A 17,607-nucleotide genomic window follows, 5' to 3' on the forward strand; every position below is an offset into this window, starting at 1 on the left:
GGAGCCAGAGTGCACCGCCTCACAGAACACTATGCCGATCAGATGTTCTGCATGCAAGACTATCTGTCGGCATGCTAAAAGGTGCTACGGTGATGTGATGTCCTCTGAACCCAGCGGCCGAGCTAGCGAAAGCGCCAAGTGTCTTACGTTGGACAACGACCTGGTTTGGGCCATTCGCATGATCTCGGGGGCGCTTCGGCGCGCTGCAGCCGACGCCTCGGAGACGCTGCCCGGAGGAGCACGCGCCTACCTGGTGCTCGTGGCATTGGCCGAGGCCGGGGACAAACCCCCCACGCAACTCGAACTGGCCGGCCAGGTCGGTCTCGACCGAACGGTGATGACCTACCTTCTCGACGACCTGGAGGGGCAGGGCCTGCTGTCGAGACGCCCGAATCCGCAAGACCGGCGGGCTCGCCACGTGATCCTGTCGGACGAAGGCCGATCGCAACTGCAGCGCATGCGAACTGATGTCGCGGCCGCTGAAGCACGGCTGCTTGTGGAGTTGAGCGAAGAACAGCGGGCCCAGTTTCGAGACCTCCTGACCCAAGTTGCGCTCACCGCTCAGCGAGGCACGGTCAAAGACTGAGGTCCGTGCTGCTCCTCTCTGGAGACAACTGCCAGGTAGCGCAGAAGCGGCGGTGCTGGACGCGGCTGCCGTCGGCGGCGTCGATACACAGAGCCGTACGGTGTGCGCTTCGGTGGCCGCGAACAGCTGGACGGGGATCGTGACCATCCCGAAGGCGATCATGCCCGTCCAGGTGGCTGTGGCGCTCCCGCTTCCAGCGTCCGCGCTCGCGGTTCCCTTGTATCCAGGAAGGACCGCAGCCGCGTCAGGCGCCGGGAGCTCGGTCAGCGGCGGCGGAGTTCCTCCTACCTGGCGTCCCCGTTTCCCAACGAGCGCGCGCATCCCGCGCCGCTGATGCCCGACGGCGGCCCGGAGCGCGAACAGCGCCGGGCCCACGAGGCTGCCGCCCAGGCCGGTCCGGCGCGCCCAAGGCGCCGGGCGATCGCGGTGGACGGCAAGTGCCTGCGCGGCGCACGGCCCCCCGACGGCAGCCGGGTCTTGCGCCTTCTCCCGCGCCGACCGGCCATTGGCAGCAGTCGGATAGGCCTCGATCCATTCGAGTCCGCCGAGGTCCAGGTGGCGCCGGGCGCGAGTGACGGCCACAAAGGCGAGCCGGGCGTCCGTATCGCTCACAGGTTCCGGAATCGGGCGACCGCTGTCGTCCTGCTGTTCGCTGTCCGGCGGTGCTGGGGTGGACCGGCTGGCAGGACTACCAGGTGGCCGATGACCACGAGCTCGAGACGCCGTTCACCGTACTGCCCGATCCCCTGCCCGCACCGCTGGAGGACCTGCTGGGCGTGCTGGGCATCACCGCGTGGCTCGCGGTGGAGATCGCCGACCCTCAGCCAGGTCGGACGGTCGTGGTCTCCACGGGCGCCGGAGCGGTGGGGTCGATCGCCGGCCAGCTCGTGAAGGAGCGCGGTACGCGGGTGATCGGGCTGGCCGGGGGCCGGAGAAATGCCGTTGCGTCGTCGAGGAGCTGGGATTCGACGCCTGCGTCGCCCGACGCGACCCGCACTGGCGCGACCGGCTCGACGAGGCCACCTCCGACGGCATCGACGCGGACATCGAAAACGTCGGCGGGAGGATACTGGACCATGTGCTGAGCAGGATCAACACCGGAGCGCGAATCGCGACGTGCCAGATGATCGCCGACTACAGCGCCGACCCCGCCCAGCGTCCCGGCATCCGCAACCTGGTCGAGCTGGTCGAGCAGCGCGCCACCGCGCGCGGATTCCTGGTCACCGACCATGCCGACCGTTTCGACGAGATCACCCGGGAATTGGCCGTCCGGCCCGGCGACGGTTGGCTGCGGCACGAACAGGTTGTCCTGGACGGTCTGGAGAACGCGCCGGAGGCGCTTGCACGCATCTTCCGGGGGACAGCCGCGGGAAGGTCCTCGTTCGGGTTGCGCCCGACGATGCCACGGGCAGCACTGCCTGACGGGATCGCGCGGCCGTGTGGCGGGCGCACGATCATCCCCCGTGGGCGCCGGGCGAAGGTTGCGCCATGGCGAACTCGCCAGTGAGTGATGCCGCCGCCGACGTGGATGCGCGGGCACGGTGCGCATGCGCGCGTTGGGGGAGGCACGGGGAGAGCAAACCTGCACCGGCCGACCGTGGTCCTGACCACCACTCGGGGACAGGTCCCCTGCTCCAGATGAGCATTACAAAGATGCACACAAAGTGAGCGGAAAGCCGCTTCAGAGGCATTCGGGAAGAAATGCGCATCGGGGACTCCTCGCGATGGAATCGTGGAAGCATGGCAACACTTTCGGCAACCACCGGCCCATGCATGGCTGGCCCCGCAGCCACACTTAGGCGCTTCACCCAGGGACGACACACAGCGTTCGTCAAGCACCGTTTCCCGTCCCGACCCTGCGACGCCTGCCGAGCGCCCCAGCAACTCACAGATTGCAGCTGCGGCCGCGGTCGCCCTCCGTCCGATCCCCGCACTGGCCATCCAAGCCGGGGGCGCCGTTGCCGCTTCGATAGCCCGCACATCGCACAGCCGGGTTGGCGGTCACATTTGCCGTGTTACCCGGTGAGCTTTGGTGTTCCCCGGCGGTGTGGGCAACACCCGCAAGGACCCGAAGGCGTTCGCCAGTCTGATCCACGACGTGGAGACGAAGATCTTCGACGCCCTGCCGGACGAGACATGGGTCTACCCGGGGCATGGCAACGACACGTCGCTGGGCGCGCAGCGGCCGCATCTGCCGGAGTGGCACGCGCGGGGCTGGTGACCGCACGCCGGGAGCGCGGCCCCGCGCACGCGCCCCGTGTGAATCCTTCACACGCGCCGGTGTCATGCGCGCGCTCCCGGCGTGCGTAGTTGCGCAGTCAACTGGAAGCAGCCCCGCACAGGATGACGGCTCCTGAGCGGTACGGGTCGCCGGCCTTCATCCCCGCCCTCGGCCGGCGACCCCGGCGGCTTCCCAGAGAACTGTTCACAAGAACGCAACACCCGTTCCCACTATGCGAAAACCGACCGTCGTGACCTCGACAAACACGACGGCGTCCTGCCAATCTCCCGGCATGCCTCTTGCCGCTCGCGCGCTGCGCCACGCCGTCGCCGTCGCCACGACCGCCCTGCTCGCCACCGCTGTCGGCTGTGCTCCACAGCCGGACGAGAAGGCCGCCGACGCTCCGTCGGGGTCGGCCGGGAAAACCTGCGCCAAGGGCGAGTTGGCCACGCAAACCACCGGCAAGCTGACGATCGCCACCGACGAGCCGGCGTACGAGCCCTGGTTCAAGGACGACGAACCGGCCAACGGTGAGGGCTTCGAGTCGGCCGTCGCGTACGCCGTGGCGAAGCAGCTCGGATACGACAAGAGTGCCGTCGTCTGGCAGCGCGTGCCGTTCAACAAGGCCTTCGCGCCCGGCGAGAAGACCTTCGACTTCGACATCAACCAGGTGTCGATCAGCGACGAGCGCAGGAAGGCCGTGGACTTCTCCTCCGGCTACTACGACGTCCGCCAGGCCGTCGTCGCGCTGAAGGGCAGCAAGGCCGCCCAGGCGAAGAGCGTGGCGGACCTGAAGGGCCTCAAGTTGGGCGCGCAGGTCGGCACCACCAGTCTCGGCTACATCGACGACGTGGTGAAGCCGACGCAGGAGGCCGCCGCGTACGCCAAGAACGACCAGGCCAAGTCCGCGCTGAAGAACGGCCAGGTCGACGCCATCGTGGTCGACCTGCCGACCGCCTTCTACATCACCGCCGCCGAGGTGACGGACGCGACGATCGTCGGCCAGTTCGCGAACCAGGGCGGCACCACGGAGCAGTTCGGCCTCGTACTCGACAAGGGCAGCGCCCTCACCGCGTGCGTGACGGACGCCGTGGACACCCTGCGCGAGGCCGGCACCCTGGCCGAACTGGAGCAGCAGTGGCTGTCGGACGCCGTCGACGCCCCGGTGCTCAAGTGACCGTCATCAAGGAGGAGTCCGGCCGGGAGGGCGCGGACGACAACGGTGGCGAGCCCGGCGGGGGCGACGGCTACGTCCCCTCGCAGCGGCGCCTCGACCGCGAGCGACACAAGCGTGCCCGCGCGCGGCGTGCCACCGCGATAGCGGCCCTCTCCACCCTGGTCACGGCCGTCGTCCTCTACCTGGTCGTGGTCAACGCGCCGGGCTGGCCGCGCACCAAGGAGACGTTCTTCAACGCGCAGTACGCGCGCGAGGCGTTCCCCAAGGTCCTCGAAGGGCTCTGGCTCAACGTGCGGCTGCTGCTGATCTGTGGCGCCGCGGTGCTGGTCCTCGGGATGCTCATCGCCGTCGCCCGTACGCTGCGCGGACCGGTGTTCTTCCCGCTGCGGGCACTGGCTGCCGCGTACACGGACTTCTTCCGGGGTCTTCCGCTCATCATTAACCTCATGATCGTCGTGCTCGGCGTTCCCGCGCTGCGATTGCAGGGCGTGACCGTCGACCCGGTGCTGCTGGGCGGTACGGCACTGACGCTGACGTATTCGGCGTACGTCGCCGAGGTGTTCCGCGCGGGCATCGAGTCCGTCCACCCGTCCCAGCGGGCCGCGGCGCGCTCACTCGGTCTGACGAACCGGCAGGCGCTGCGGCACGTCGTCCTGCCCCAGGCCGTTCGCCGTCAGGTGCCGCCCCTGCTGAACGACCTGGTGTCGTTGCAGAAGGACACCGGTCTGGTGTCCATCGGCGGCGCGGTGGACGCCGTGCGGGCCGCGGACATCATCGTGGGCCGCAGCCTCAACTACACGCCGTACATCGTCGCGGGCCTGGTCTTCGTGGCGCTGACCATTCCCATGACCCGCTTCACGGACTGGGTGACGGCCCGGATGGACCGTAGGCGCGCCCAAGGAGGAGCCCTGTGAGCGACGCGGCCGTGAACACCACACCTGTGCTGCGGATGGAGTCCGTCCGCAAGACCTTCGGCGACTCGGTCGTGCTGCGGGACGTCGATCTGGGGGTCGCCCCGCACACGGTGACCGCTCTGATCGGCGCCTCCGGCTCCGGCAAGTCGACACTGCTGCGGTGCGCGAACCTTCTGGAGGACATCGACGACGGTGCCATCTGGCTGGACGGCGAGGAGATCACCGATCCGCGTGTCGACCAGGACGCCGTACGGCGCCGTATCGGCGTGGTGTTCCAGGCGTACAACCTCTTCCCGCACATGACCGTGCTGGAGAACATCACCCTCGCCCCGCGCCGGGTGCACGGCGCGTCCCGGGCGGAGGCCGAGGCACGCGCGCGTGAGCTGCTGGAGCGGCTCGGGCTGGCCGACAAGGCCGCCGAGTACCCGGACCGGCTGAGCGGCGGCCAGCAGCAGCGGGTGGCGATCGTGCGCGCCCTGGCCGTACGGCCTCGGCTGCTGCTGCTCGACGAGGTCACCGCGGCTCTCGACCCGGAGCTCGTGGGCGAAGTCCTCGCCGTGATCCGTGACTTGAAGGCGGACGGAATGACGATGGTGCTGGCCACGCACGAGATGGGGTTCGCGCGGGAGGTCGCCGACCAGGTTTGTTTTCTGGACGGAGGGGTGGTTCTGGAGCGCGGGACGGCCGAGCAGATCTTCGGGGATCCGCAGCAGGAACGTACACAGCGCTTCCTGCGGCGGATCGTGGAGGCCGGTCGCCTGTAAGGACCGCTCGCCATGGCAGGCCGGTCCTTACATGTCAGCCCTCACAACCACGTCACGTGGCCGCCTGCCCCGCCCCCGCGAGTGCCGCGACCCGCTCCACGCCGAACGCGTACCCCTGCACACCACACCCCGCGATGACCCCGTCGGCGCGCAGGGAGACGTACGAGTGGTGCCGGAACGACTCACGCTTGTGGATGTTGGAGATGTGGACCTCCAACACCGGAAGGCCGTCACAGGTGTTGAGCGCATCCAGGATGGCGACGGAGGTGTGCGAGTAGGCGCCGGGGTTGATCACGATCCCGCAGTGGTTGAGCCGCGCCTCGTGGATCCAGTCGACCAACTCACCCTCGTGGTTGGACTGCCGGAAGTCGATCGCGGCGCCGTGCGCGGCCGCCGTCTTGGCGCACAGGGCCTCGACGTCGGCCAGGGTCTCGGAGCCGTAGATCTCCGGCTGGCGCTGGCCGAGCAGGTTCAGGTTGGGGCCGTTGAGGATCAGGATGGGGGCGTGGGCCAGGGTGCGGGGCACGGTTCCTCCGGTCCGTTCGGGGTCGGCGGTCCGTCGATGACCGCTGCTCAGACCCCGGTTTATCACGGTGCGTGGGTCACGACGCGCGCCCTACCCTCCTGGTATGACCATGATCTCGTACCCTCCCAAGCCCTCCCCGGGCGACCGCGTGGCCGTCATCTCGCCCGGCGCGGGCCTGCCCGGCCTCTTCCCGCGCCCCTTCGAACTGGGCCTGGAGCGGTTGCGCAAGGCCTACGAGCTCGAACCGGTCGAGTATCCGGCGACCCGCAAGATGGGCTCGACGCCGCGGGAGCGGGCCGACGACATCCACGCCGCGTTCGCCGATCCGGACATCAAGGCAGTCATGGCGTCCATCGGCGGCGACGACCAGATCACCGTGCTGCCGCTGCTGGACCGGGAGTTGATCCGGGCGAACCCGAAGCCGTTCTTCGGGATGAGCGACAACACGAACCTGCTCATGTTCCTGCGCAACACCGGGATCGTCGGCTATCACGGCGCGACCGTCATGACCGCACTGGGCCGCCCTGTCGCCATGGATCAGCTGACCGCCGAGTCACTGCGGACGGCGCTGTTCACCTCGGGCGAGTACGAACTCAGGCCCGCCGAGCGCTGGAACGACGTCAACCGCGACTGGGCCGACCCCGCGACCTTCGACGCTGAGCCGGAGACGCGGCCCGCCGATGGGTGGACGTGGGTGAACGCCGGCCGGGTGGTGGAGGGCCGCAGTTGGGGTGGCTGTCTGGAGATCCTCGGCTGGTTGCTGATGGCCGACCGGGAGATCGCGCGCGACCTCTCGGAGTACGACGGCGGGGTGCTGTTCCTGGAGACCTCCGAGGAGATGCCGAGCGGCGAAGAGGTCTTCCGCACCCTGCGGAACATGGGCGAGCGCGGGCTGCTGCACCGCTTCTCCGCGCTGCTGATGGGCCGCGCGAAGACCTGGTCCTTCGAGCGCCCCAACAGCCCCGAGGAGGCCGCTCGTTACGCCGCCGAGCAGCGTGAGGCCGTCCTGCGCGCCATGCGTGCCTACGCCCCCGACACCACGATCGTCTTCGACGTCGACTTCGGGCACACCGACCCACAACTGGTGATCCCATACGGCGGCGTCGTGCGCGTCGACGGCCCCTCCCGGCGCATCACCGTCACATACTGACGGGGCCCGACCGCCCCCGCGCGCCCCCGTAACCCGCGATCACTGTGGGTAGTTGACGCGGCATGCGCGACGTACGCACCGTAAGGGCGCCCTCCATGTTGCGGCTCGCGGCCGCCTCGCTCGCCGGGACGGCCATCGAGTTCTACGACTTCTTCGTCTACGGGACAGCGGCGGCCCTGGTCCTGGGACCGCTGTTCTTCCCGACGTTCTCGCCGGTGGCGGGCACACTGGCCGCCTTCGCGACGTTCGGCGTCGGCTTTGTGGCGCGCCCCTTGGGGTCGGTGTTGTTCGGGCACATCGGAGACCGGCGCGGACGCCGGCCGGTCCTCGTCGCCTCGCTGCTGCTGACCGGCGCTTCCACGGTCGCGGTCGGTTGCGTACCGACGTACGAAACGATCGGGGTGGCCGCTCCCCTGCTGCTGCTCGTGCTGCGCTTCCTCCAGGGGCTGGGGCTCGGCGGGGAGTGGGGCGGGGCCGTGCTGCTGACGGTGGAGCACGCGCCCGCCGGGCGGCGCGGGCTGTGGTCGAGCTTCCCGCAGGTCGGGCCCGCGCTGGGCTTTCTGCTCGCCAACGGAGTGGTGCTGGGCCTGTCGGCGACGCTGTCCGAGGCGCAGTTCGCCGCGTGGGGATGGCGGGTGCCGTTCTGGGCGGCGGGGGTGCTCGCGGTGGTAGGGCTGTGGCTGCGGTCGTCGCTCGCCGAGAGCCCTCGCTTCCTCGAGATCGACGACCACGCGCGCGTGCCGCTCGCCGAGGTCGTGCGCGACCACTGGCGGCTCGTTCTGCTGACGGCCGGCGCGCTGTCGATCGGCTACGCGGTCTTCTACGCCGTGACGACCTGGTCCCTCGCGTACGCCACCGAGCGCCTCGGCGTGAGCCGCAGCGTCATGCTGACCTGCATCATGGGCGCGGTGCTGGTGAAGGGCTCGCTCACCCCGCTGGTGGCATGGCTCGGCGACCTCCACGGGCGGCGCCCGCTGTGTCTGATCGGGTGCACTGCCACCGCCCTGTGGATGTTCCCGATGGTCGCGCTCCTCGCCACGGGCGAGCCGCTGCTGATGTTCCTCGGCTTCCTCGGGGCGATGATCGCGTTCATCACGATGTTCGCGGTGATCGCCGCGTATCTGCCGGAGCTGTACGAGCCCCGGGTGCGCTGCACGGGCGCCGCGGTGGGCTACAACCTCGGCGGCGTCCTCGGCGGCGCGCTCACGCCGATCGTGGCGACCGCACTCGCCGACCGGGGCGGTCGGGTGCCCTGGGGGGTGGGGGCGTACATGACCGGGGTCGCGCTGCTCAGTCTGGTGTGTTTCGCGCTGCTGCCCGAAACTCGTCCGGTGCCGGCTGCGGCGGCGGAGCCCGCCACCGGGTGACGGGCTCCGGGACATCTCCGTGTCGGCTACGGGTTGATCGCGAGCTCCAGGTAGGCCGCGAACAGCACCAGGTGGACGCCGCCTTGGAGCGGTGTCGCCCGGCCCGGCACCACCGTCAGTGAGCTCACCACCACCGTCAGGGCGAGCAGCACCATGTGGGTGGGCCCGAGACCGAGGACCAGCGGGCCGGAGAGCCAGACGGAGGCCAGGGCGACCGCGGGGATGGTCAGGCCGATGCTGGCCATAGCCGAGCCGAGCGCCAGGTTCAGACTGGTCTGCACCCGGTCTCGGCGGGCGGAGCGCAGCGCGGCGATCGTCTCGGGGAGCAGCACCAGCAGGGCGATGATCACGCCGACAACGGCATGCGGCAGGTCGGCGGCGGCCACCCCGGACTCGATGGTCGGCGACACGCCCTTGGCCAGACCGACCACACCGATCAGGGCCAGGCCCAGCAGCGCCAGGCTGGTCAAGGCCGTGCGCTGGGAGGGCGCGTGGGCGTGGGCGTCCACGGTGATCACCTCGCCCTGCCGGGTGATGGGGAGGAAGTAGTCACGGTGGCGCACGGTCTGTGTCGTCACGAACAGGCCGTAGAGGATCAGCGAGGAGAGCGCGGCGAACGTCAGCTGGACGGTGGAGAACTCCGGGCCGGGCTTGCTCGTGGTGAACGTCGGCAGCACCAGGCTGAGCGTGGCCAGGGTGGCCACGGTCGCGAGGGCGGCGCCGGTGCCCTCGGGGTTGAAGACCGCCGTGCCGTGCCGCAGCGAGGCGACCAGCAGACACAGGCCTACGATGCCGTTGCAGGTGATCATCACCGCCGCGAAGACCGTGTCCCGCGCGAGGGTGGAGCTCTTGTCGCCGCCGTCGGCCATCAGGGTCACGATCAGGGCGACCTCGATGATGGTGACGGCGACCGCGAGGACGAGGGAGCCGAAGGGTTCGCCGACCCGGTGGGCGACCACTTCGGCGTGGTGCACGGCGGCCAGGACGGCGCCCGCCAGGACCAGCGTCACCAGCGCGACGACCGCGCCGGGCAGGTCTCGTCCCCAGGTGAAGACCAGCAGGACGACCGCGAGCACCGGCACGACGTACGTCCACCGGGTGGCGAGCGGCCTGAGCCTGGCGATCATGGAGCGATCGTCGCAGAGGGGTGGGGGGTTCGCATTCCGGTCGGTGTGGTGGCCAGGTGGCCCCGCGCCCTCGGGATGCGGGGCCCCTGTGGGGCGTATGTCGCTACGCGAAATCGGTCGTCTCCTGTACGTCGCAGTCCGTGAAGGACGGCGGCCTGGTGCACAGCGCGGCCATCTGCTCCGCGAACTTGGTCGTCTCGGGGTCGTCGCTGTTGCGCATGGCGTCCTCGTAGGAGTCGAGCTCGATCACTACGAGGTAGCGGTTGGGCACGCCCCGGTCCTTGAGGACGAGACGGCGTGAGGGACCGCCGCTGCGGCCCGCCAGGCGCTGTTCCGTCTCGTGGGCCAGCTCCCGCATCTCGTCGATGCGCTCGGTCTCGAAATCGATGATCTGCACGAACTTCACGGGTGCGCCCACAGGTGCCTCCACCCCCGGCCGTGGTGTCCCCGGCCGGGGACACCCTGCACCCAACAAAGCACCGGGAGCGGTGCTCGGCAATTCGCTGGGCACCACTCCCGGTGTTGGTTCTTCCTACGTCCGACGTGGTCAGACGTCGATGCTGTCCTTCGGAGCGCCTTCGCTCTTCTCCTGCGCCGCCTCGGCCGCCGCCTGCTTCTTGGAGGCCCTCAGGCTGGTGATCGTCGTGACGATCAGAACCGAGCAGATCACGCCGAGAGAGACCGGGATGCTGATCTCGGGGACATGGACACCGGACTCGTGTAGCGCGTGCAGCACCAGCTTCACGCCGATGAAGCCCAGGATGATCGACAGGCCGTAGCTGAGGTGGACCAGCTTCTTGAGCAGGCCACCGATGAGGAAGTACAGCTGCCGAAGACCCATCAGCGCGAAGGCGTTGGCCGTGAAAACGATGTACGGGTCCTGCGTCAGGCCGAAGATCGCCGGGATGGAGTCGAGGGCGAAGAGCACATCGGTGGTACCGATGGCCAGCATCACGACCAGCATCGGGGTCATGACCCGCTTGCCGTTCTCCTGGATCCACAGCTTGGTGCCGTGGTACCGGTCGGCGACACCGAACCTGCGCTCGGCCGCCTTCAGCAGCTTGTTCTCCTCAAACTCCTCGTCCTCCTCGCCGGCCCGGGCCTCCTGGATGAGCTTCCAGGCGGTCCAGATGAGGAAAGCGCCGAAGAGGTAGAACACCCACGCGAAGCTGGCGAGGATGGCGGCACCCGCGGCGATGAAGATGGCCCGCAGGACCAGGGCTATGAGGACTCCGACGAGCAGCACTCGCTGCTGGTACTGGGTCGGCACCGCGAACTTCGCCATGATCAGGACGAAGACGAAGAGGTTGTCGACGCTCAGCGACTTCTCGGTGATGAAGCCCGCGAAGAACTCGCCGCCGGCCTGTCCGCCGCCGAAGATCAGCAGGCCGAGTCCGAAGAGCCCTGCCAGGACGATCCAGACGATCGTCCAGATCCCGGCTTCCTTGATCGATACGTCATGCGGCTTGCGGCCGATGAAGAAATCGACCGCGATCAGGGCGGCAAGGCCCACGATGGTCAGGACCCATAGGGTCGTGGAAACTTCCACTGCGCCTCCGGCAGTCGTAACGGCAAATGTCAGCGTCGTCGCGCGCCGGAGGTCTCTTCCACCCACGATGGGCCGACGCCCCGGGATCTGGCCTGATCCGTATTGACGGGTACGCCGCAGCAGACAGGGAGTACTCCCCTCCGTGGGACAAACAGTACCTCAATCACCAAGGAAAGGTAAAGTGATTGGCAAAAGAAGTACCAAGTTCGCTGGCCAGAGGGTCTTTACCGGTTCTTGGCGCGGGCCGAGGCCACCTGGGTGAGGACCTGGTGGAGGACCTGGCTTCCAGGCGGTACGAGCGAGGGCTCATAGGTCCAGGCGTGCCCCACCCACGGGTCGGCGAGGTGATCGTCCGGCACCGGGGTAAGTCGCAGCAGCGAACGCCACAGCGGGTCGAGCAACGGGCCGTAGGCAGCCGCTTCCTCGCGGTCGGCAACCATCATCAGGTGGACGCCGACGGCCGGACCCTCGTCCGCGAGGTAGCGCAGCTGGTTCACGGCCCGGTCGTCGAAGCCGTGCGGAAAGTCGTTGACGATCAGCAGTTGCTGGGCTGTGTCGAAATCTGGCGGCAGAGCGTCGGGCGCTCCACCGCGCAACGCCATCTGCACCAGGTCGACGCGCTGGGTGAGCCGGCCGAGGACGTCCGCGACACCGTCCGCGCCCACGGCGGGCGGAGCCACGAGCACGCCGGACTGCACCAGCGGTACGAGTGACTGTGCGCCGGAACCGGCCGGGTCGATGATCTGCGCGGCGAACTCGCCCGCCGGATAGACGGCGAGCAGCCGTGCCGCGTGTGCCACCGCCGTCTCCATCGCGAGGCGCCGCAGGTCGTGGGAGTCCGTGAACGAGCCGTCGATCGATCCGCCGCGTCCGCTGTCGATCCACAGGCCGCGCTCCAGCGGCAGCCTGACCAGCATCGGGATCCGCAGCTCGGCGCTCTCGGGCAGATGGAGGTCGCCCAGGCGCAGGGCCATGGGGATCTCCATCGGGACGCGGTAGCCGTGCCAGACGGGGTTGTCCCAGCCCGCGTACGCGGGAGGCAGCGCGGGCTCGACCACCTCGACTTCGGCGGTGAGCTGGGCGAGGTCGCGGTCGAGCGTCGCCCGGGCCTGGTTGACGAGCTGGGCGTGCTTGGTCTGGGCGGCCTCGCGCGCGGCGTCGCCCTGTCCGCCGATCCGACTGCGCGGGTCCGACAGGACCTGGTCGAGCTCCTTCTCCATACGGGAGTCAGCGAAGTCGACCGCGCTGCGATAGGCGGCCGTGGTACGGGCCAGGTCCTCGAACATGCCCCAGACCTGGTTGTAGAGCCGCTCGTCCATGGACCAGCCGGTGGCGTCGCCGGCGACGGGCTGAGCGGGCTGCCCGGGCTGGGCGGGGGGCGCGGTCGGCGGGGGCGGCGGTGGAGCCGCGTTCTGCCGGCCGGGGTGGCTGTAGTTGATCGGGCCGCCGGACGTGGGGCCGGACGACGGCTGGGCGGGGTCCGTGGCGCCGCTTCCGCTCTGGTACGACGGCTGCGGCGCTGGCTGGCCCGGCGCGCCGGGTGTCTGAGTGCCGTAGGGCGAGGTGGGTTGCGGTGACACGGAACCGGGGGCGCCCTGTGGTGCGGAGCCGCCCTGGTCCGGGCCGAGTGCCGGTGCGGCCGTCTGCCGGGAACGATCGCCGTCCGTCCGGGTCGGGGGTGCCGGCACCGAGCGGGCCATGCCCTGGGCCACCGCTTCATGGATGCCGCCGGCGAGCTGATGGGCCTGAGCCAGGCCCTGGTCCGCGAAGAGGTCGGCGAGACCGCCCGCGTACCCCTGGCCGATCGCACGTACCTTCCAGGCACCCTGGCGGCGGTAGAGCTCCAGGGCGACGACGGCCGACTCGGCCTCCAGACCGGTGATGGTGTAGCTGGCGACCTCGGTGCCGTCGAGGCCGGTGACGGCGACGAAGGGGGTGGCGACGGCGCCGAACCGGGTCGGGCCGCTCCCGGTCGGCAGGGCGAGCAGCACACTGACGCGGTGGACGGCGTCCGGCATGGCGTCCAGATCCACCGCGAGGCGATGGTCGGCGGCCGCCTGCCGGGAGACCTCCAGGCCGGGCAGGGTGGGGGCGCCGGGGTGGGCGACCCATTCGACGCCGTGGATCCTGCCCTGCTCGTCGCCGAGCGTGGCGGCGGCCACGACCGGTGTGCCGGCCGAGACCCGGATCTCCAGACGGGCCTGGGAGAGCGGGTGATTCTGCCCCCGCACCAGCTCGGCCGTCATGCCTTCGTCCCCCTGTGTCGCTTGTCTTGTCGTGTGCCGCCCGCCGGGCCGCCCTACCGGTCCTACAGGTGCGGCAGGATCGCGGGCATCAGGTCCTGGAACGTACGGCCGTTGGCCGGCGTGCCGAGGGCCGTCATCGTCCAGCCCGCACCCGTGCGGTGCACCTTCGCCATGATCTGGGCGGTGTAGGCGCCGCCACCCGCGAGCGTGTAGCGGGCGAGCTCCTGGCCGTTGGTCTCGTCGACCAGACGGCAGAACGCGTTCTGCACCTCCTGGAACGTCTGGCCCGTGAAGGAGTTCACGGTGAAGACGATCTGGTCGATGTGGACCGGGACGCGCGCGAGGTCGACGAGGATCGCCTCGTCGTCGCCGCCCTGGCCGACGCCGCCGACGAGGTTGTCACCGGTGTGGCGCACCGAGCCGTCGTCGCTCACCAGGTGGCGGAAGAAGACGACGTCGACCGGCTGCTTGTCCGCGAACAGGACGGCGGAGGCGTCGAGGTCGACCTCCCGCGTGCGCGTGCCGAACAGGCCCCGCCGGGGAGCCGCCTGCCAGCCGAGACCCATGCGCACCGCGGTCAGGCTGGCGCCGTCGGCCTTCTGCAAACTGATGGCCTGACCCTTGGTCATGTTGACGGTCACGTGCTGTTTCCCCTCTCGAGCTGTCCCCTGTTGGCCGCGGACTCCGCGGATGACCAGAACCCTACGCAGGGGCACTGACAGTGCCGTACCCCGGTCCCCACTTTGTGTCGGTCTTGCAACACAGCGAGTGCCCGTCAGGCCAGGCCGGCCTCCTTCATCTGCCGCAGTTCCTTCTTCATTTCGGACACCTCGTCTCGCAACCGGGCCGCGATCTCGAACTGGAGATCGGCGGCGGCGGCGCGCATACGCTCCGTCAACTCCTCGATCTGCTCGGCGAGGTCGGCCGCCGGACGGTCGGTCGGCACCGTCTCCTTGGCCTTGCCCTTGGCGGGCTTGGCCGCCTTCGCGCCCTTGGCCGCCTTGTCGCCGAGGGAGGGCACGGGAGCCTTGGTGCCGCGGCCGTCCTTCTTCGCGCGGTAGCCGGTGCCGAGCAGTTGCTCCGTGTCGACGTCCTCGCGGGCGATCTGCGCGACGATGTCGTTGATCTTCTTGCGCAGCGGCTGGGGGTCGATGCCCTTCGCCTTGTTGTACGCGACCTGCTTCTCCCGGCGGCGGTTGGTCTCGTCGATGGCCTTCTCCATCGCCGGGGTGATCTTGTCGGCGTACATGTGGACCTGGCCGGAGACATTGCGCGCCGCACGGCCGATGGTCTGGATGAGGGATGTGCCGGAGCGCAGGAAGCCCTCCTTGTCGGCGTCGAGGATCGCCACCAGGGACACCTCAGGCAGGTCGAGGCCCTCGCGGAGCAGGTTGATGCCGACGAGGACGTCGAACTCACCGGCCCGCAGCTCTCGCAGCAGCTCTACACGGCGCAGGGTGTCGACGTCGCTGTGCAGATAGCGCACCTGGATGCCGAGCTCCAGGAAGTAGTCGGTGAGGTCCTCGGCCATCTTCTTGGTGAGGGTGGTGACCAGGACGCGCTCGTCCTTCTCGACACGCGCCCGGATCTCGTGGACCAGGTCGTCGATCTGGCCCTCGGTGGGCTTGACGACGACCTCCGGGTCGACGAGGCCGGTGGGGCGGATGATCTGCTCGACCTGGCCGTCCGAGCGGGAGAGCTCGTAATTGCCCGGAGTCGCCGACAGGTAGACCGTCTGGCCGATGCGCTCCTGGAACTCCTCCCACTTCAGAGGGCGGTTGTCGAGCGCGGAGGGCAGGCGGAAACCGTGGTCGACGAGGGTGCGCTTGCGGGACGCGTCGCCCTCGTACATGGCGCCGATCTGCGGCACCGTGACATGCGACTCGTCGATGACGAGCAGGAAGTCCTCCGGGAAGTAGTCGATCAGAGTGTTCGGCGCGGAGCCGGGTGAGCGGCCGTCGAAGTGCATCGAGTAGTTCTCGACACCGGAGCAGCTGCCGATCTGACGGAGCATCTCGAGGTCGTACGTGGTGCGCATCCGCAGCCGCTGGGCCTCCAGGAGCTTGCCCTGCTTCTCCAGCTCGGTGAGGCGCTCGCCGAGCTCCTTCTCGATGTCGTTGACGGCGCGCTCCATGCGCTCCGGGCCCGCGACGTAGTGGGAGGCCGGGAAGACGTACAGCTGCTGGTCGTCGCTGATGATCTCGCCGGTGAGCGGGTGGAGCGTGGACAGCGCCTCGATCTCGTCGCCGAACATCTCGATGCGGACGGCGAGCTCCTCGTAGACCGGGAAGATCTCGATGGTGTCGCCGCGCACCCGGAAGGTGCCGCGGCTGAAGGCCAGGTCGTTGCGCGTGTACTGGATGTCGACGAAACGGCGCAGCAGCTGGTCCCGGTCGATCTCCTCGCCGACCTTGAGCGGGACCATGCGGTCCACGTACTCCTGCGGGGTACCGAGGCCGTAGATGCAGGAGACCGAGGCGACCACGACGACGTCACGGCGGGTGAGCAGTGAGTTGGTCGCGGAGTGGCGCAGGCGCTCGACCTCCTCGTTGATCGAGGAGTCCTTCTCGATGTAGGTGTCCGACTGCGGGACGTAGGCCTCGGGCTGGTAGTAGTCGTAGTACGAGACGAAGTACTCGACGGCGTTGTTCGGCAGGAGCTCGCGGAATTCGTTCGCCAGCTGGGCGGCCAGGGTCTTGTTCGGCGCCATCACCAGGGTGGGGCGCTGGAGTTTTTCGATCATCCACGCCGTCGTGGCGGACTTTCCTGTGCCGGTCGCGCCGAGCAGGACGACGTCCTTCTCGCCGGCCTCGATGCGCCGGGCGAGCTCGGCGATGGCCTGGGGCTGGTCGCCGTTGGGCTGGTACGGGCTGACGACCTCGAAGGGCGCCACCGTGCGTTCGATGCTGGAAACGGGCCGCATGGGATCCACCGTACGACCCGCCACTGACAACGCGGTCCGATCAGTGGTTTTGCGGAGTGCGGGAGCCTCGGTGGTCCTGGTTGCGGCGCGCGCGCAGCTGAGGGCGGCGGGCCTGGTGCGGGACGGAGGCATGGGCCGGCACGCCCGGCTTGTGCTCGACGGGGGTCGCGGCGGACCTGCCCATGATCATGTGCGGGTCGAACAGCACGACGGCGCCCGCGAGGAGCAGGAAAGCGAGCGGGCCGATCAGCATCGGGGCGAGCAGAGCGGCGGGCGAGTCACCCGTCGCGGGGGCCCCGGTGCCGTGGAGATGGACGCTGAGGGCGGCCATCCCGGTGTAGTGCATGCCGCTGACGGCGAGGCCCATGACCAGGCTCGCACCGACGCTCCACATGAGCCCTCGGACCTGTCCGGCGGCCCACAGCGCGGCGGTGGCCGCGACCATGGCTATGGCGACGGAGACGCCGACGGTGAACGTGTTGTACTCCAGCTTGCCGTCGAGCCTCAGGCCGGCCATGCCCAGATAGTGCATCGAGGCTATGCCCAGACCGGTGATGGTGCCCCCGGTGAACAGGGCGGTTCCCCTGGCTCCCTTGTAGCCGACGATGAAGATCCCGACGCCCACCATGACGATGGCGACGGCGAGGCTCGCGAACGTCATCGGTTTGTCGTAGTGGATCGGTGTCCCCTCGACCGTGAACCCCATCATCGCGACGAAGTGCATGGTCCATATGCCGGAGCCGATGGCCGCCGCCCCGAGGGCGAGCCAGCCTGGACGCCACGAGTGCGAGACGAGCATCGATCTCGTGGTGCAGCGCAGACCGAGCGCACCGCCGAGGCAGGCCATGAGGTAGGCCACCAGCGGTGTGACGAGTCCGTAGCTGAATCCGTCGATCGTGCCCTGCATACGCGACCGCCCTTCCCGCCCTCTTACGTCCCGGAATGCTGTGAACAGGCCCCCCTCCCAGCACCGCCCGAGCGGTCAGGGTTGAGGCAGAGAGTAACTCCCACCGGAATGGTCGAACGATTCTCCGGCAAAGAAACACGGCCTTGCCCC

16 protein-coding genes and 1 pseudogene are annotated in these 17,607 nt (G+C 69.2%); 9 read left to right on the forward strand and 8 right to left on the reverse strand.

All coding sequences use genetic code 11. From position 1 onward, the window contains the following. The first annotated feature begins 148 nt into the window (after positions 1–148). From ACZ4UU_RS01155 to ACZ4UU_RS01185, 7 genes and pseudogenes are all read left to right on the forward strand, one after another. Positions 149–586: a MarR family winged helix-turn-helix transcriptional regulator gene (locus tag ACZ4UU_RS01155; RefSeq protein WP_468035784.1), complete on the forward strand. Its 438-nt coding sequence runs from the start codon at positions 149–151 to the stop codon at positions 584–586. Positions 587–1,281: 695 nt separating this feature from the next. Continuing rightward, entirely contained in the window at positions 1,282–1,671 is a 390-nt protein-coding gene (locus ACZ4UU_RS01160; RefSeq protein WP_468035786.1) for a hypothetical protein, read from the forward strand. Continuing rightward, positions 1,665–2,093, forward strand: coding sequence for a hypothetical protein (locus tag ACZ4UU_RS01165; RefSeq protein ID WP_468035788.1), 429 nt, complete (start codon positions 1,665–1,667; stop codon positions 2,091–2,093). The genes ACZ4UU_RS01160 and ACZ4UU_RS01165 overlap by 7 nt, the downstream gene beginning before the upstream one ends. 525 nt (positions 2,094–2,618) lie before the next feature. Then, a pseudogene (locus ACZ4UU_RS01170) lies at positions 2,619–2,807 on the forward strand (MBL fold metallo-hydrolase); the annotation flags it as partial. A gap of 292 nt (positions 2,808–3,099) precedes the next feature. Beyond that, complete coding sequence (locus ACZ4UU_RS01175) at positions 3,100–3,984, forward strand: ABC transporter substrate-binding protein (protein WP_468035790.1); 885 nt, start codon at positions 3,100–3,102, stop codon at positions 3,982–3,984. Beyond that, positions 3,981–4,898, forward strand: a complete 918-nt coding sequence (locus ACZ4UU_RS01180; RefSeq protein ID WP_468035792.1) for an amino acid ABC transporter permease — start codon at positions 3,981–3,983, stop codon at positions 4,896–4,898. Before ACZ4UU_RS01175 ends, ACZ4UU_RS01180 begins: the two co-directional genes overlap by 4 nt. A gap of 35 nt (positions 4,899–4,933) precedes the next feature. Continuing rightward, entirely contained in the window at positions 4,934–5,662 is a 729-nt protein-coding gene (locus ACZ4UU_RS01185; RefSeq protein WP_468036389.1) for an amino acid ABC transporter ATP-binding protein, read from the forward strand. Positions 5,663–5,714: 52 nt separating this feature from the next. On the opposite strand, the gene aroQ is transcribed toward ACZ4UU_RS01185, so the two are convergent. After that, a complete protein-coding gene (gene aroQ, locus ACZ4UU_RS01190; RefSeq protein ID WP_468035794.1) occupies positions 5,715–6,188 on the reverse strand; it encodes a type II 3-dehydroquinate dehydratase in 474 nt (157 codons plus the stop codon). A 103-nt stretch (positions 6,189–6,291) separates the two neighbouring features. Between aroQ and ACZ4UU_RS01195 the strand changes: the two genes are divergently transcribed. Then, positions 6,292–7,338: a S66 family peptidase gene (locus ACZ4UU_RS01195; protein ID WP_468035796.1), complete on the forward strand. Its 1,047-nt coding sequence runs from the start codon at positions 6,292–6,294 to the stop codon at positions 7,336–7,338. Positions 7,339–7,433: 95 nt separating this feature from the next. Beyond that, positions 7,434–8,705 carry an MFS transporter gene (locus ACZ4UU_RS01200; protein WP_468036390.1) on the forward strand — a complete coding sequence of 424 codons (1,272 nt, stop codon included), beginning with the start codon at positions 7,434–7,436 and terminating at the stop codon, positions 8,703–8,705. Between the two features lie 26 nt (positions 8,706–8,731). On the opposite strand, the gene ACZ4UU_RS01205 is transcribed toward ACZ4UU_RS01200, so the two are convergent. The 7 genes from ACZ4UU_RS01205 to ACZ4UU_RS01235 all read right to left on the reverse strand — a co-directional run bounded on the left by ACZ4UU_RS01205 (position 8,732) and on the right by ACZ4UU_RS01235 (position 17,457). Continuing rightward, complete coding sequence (locus tag ACZ4UU_RS01205) at positions 8,732–9,832, reverse strand: calcium:cation antiporter (RefSeq protein ID WP_468035798.1); 1,101 nt, start codon at positions 9,830–9,832, stop codon at positions 8,732–8,734. A gap of 103 nt (positions 9,833–9,935) precedes the next feature. Next, a complete protein-coding gene (locus ACZ4UU_RS01210) occupies positions 9,936–10,250 on the reverse strand; it encodes a hypothetical protein (RefSeq protein ID WP_468035800.1) in 315 nt (104 codons plus the stop codon). Between the two features lie 129 nt (positions 10,251–10,379). After that, entirely contained in the window at positions 10,380–11,381 is a 1,002-nt protein-coding gene (locus tag ACZ4UU_RS01215; RefSeq protein WP_468035802.1) for a TerC/Alx family metal homeostasis membrane protein, read from the reverse strand. A gap of 224 nt (positions 11,382–11,605) precedes the next feature. Further along, positions 11,606–13,627: a TerD family protein gene (locus tag ACZ4UU_RS01220; protein ID WP_468035804.1), complete on the reverse strand. Its 2,022-nt coding sequence runs from the start codon at positions 13,625–13,627 to the stop codon at positions 11,606–11,608. 62 nt (positions 13,628–13,689) lie between these two features. Continuing rightward, complete coding sequence (locus ACZ4UU_RS01225) at positions 13,690–14,268, reverse strand: TerD family protein (protein WP_468035806.1); 579 nt, start codon at positions 14,266–14,268, stop codon at positions 13,690–13,692. 134 nt (positions 14,269–14,402) lie between these two features. Further along, on the reverse strand, positions 14,403–16,550 hold the full coding sequence (gene uvrB, locus ACZ4UU_RS01230; RefSeq protein ID WP_468035808.1) for an excinuclease ABC subunit UvrB: 2,148 nt from the start codon (positions 16,548–16,550) through the stop codon (positions 14,403–14,405). A 40-nt stretch (positions 16,551–16,590) separates the two neighbouring features. Next, positions 16,591–17,457 carry an MHYT domain-containing protein gene (locus tag ACZ4UU_RS01235; protein ID WP_468035810.1) on the reverse strand — a complete coding sequence of 289 codons (867 nt, stop codon included), beginning with the start codon at positions 17,455–17,457 and terminating at the stop codon, positions 16,591–16,593. Positions 17,458–17,607: the final 150 nt, after the last annotated feature.

Source organism: Streptomyces sp. NPDC028907 (assembly GCF_055564995.1).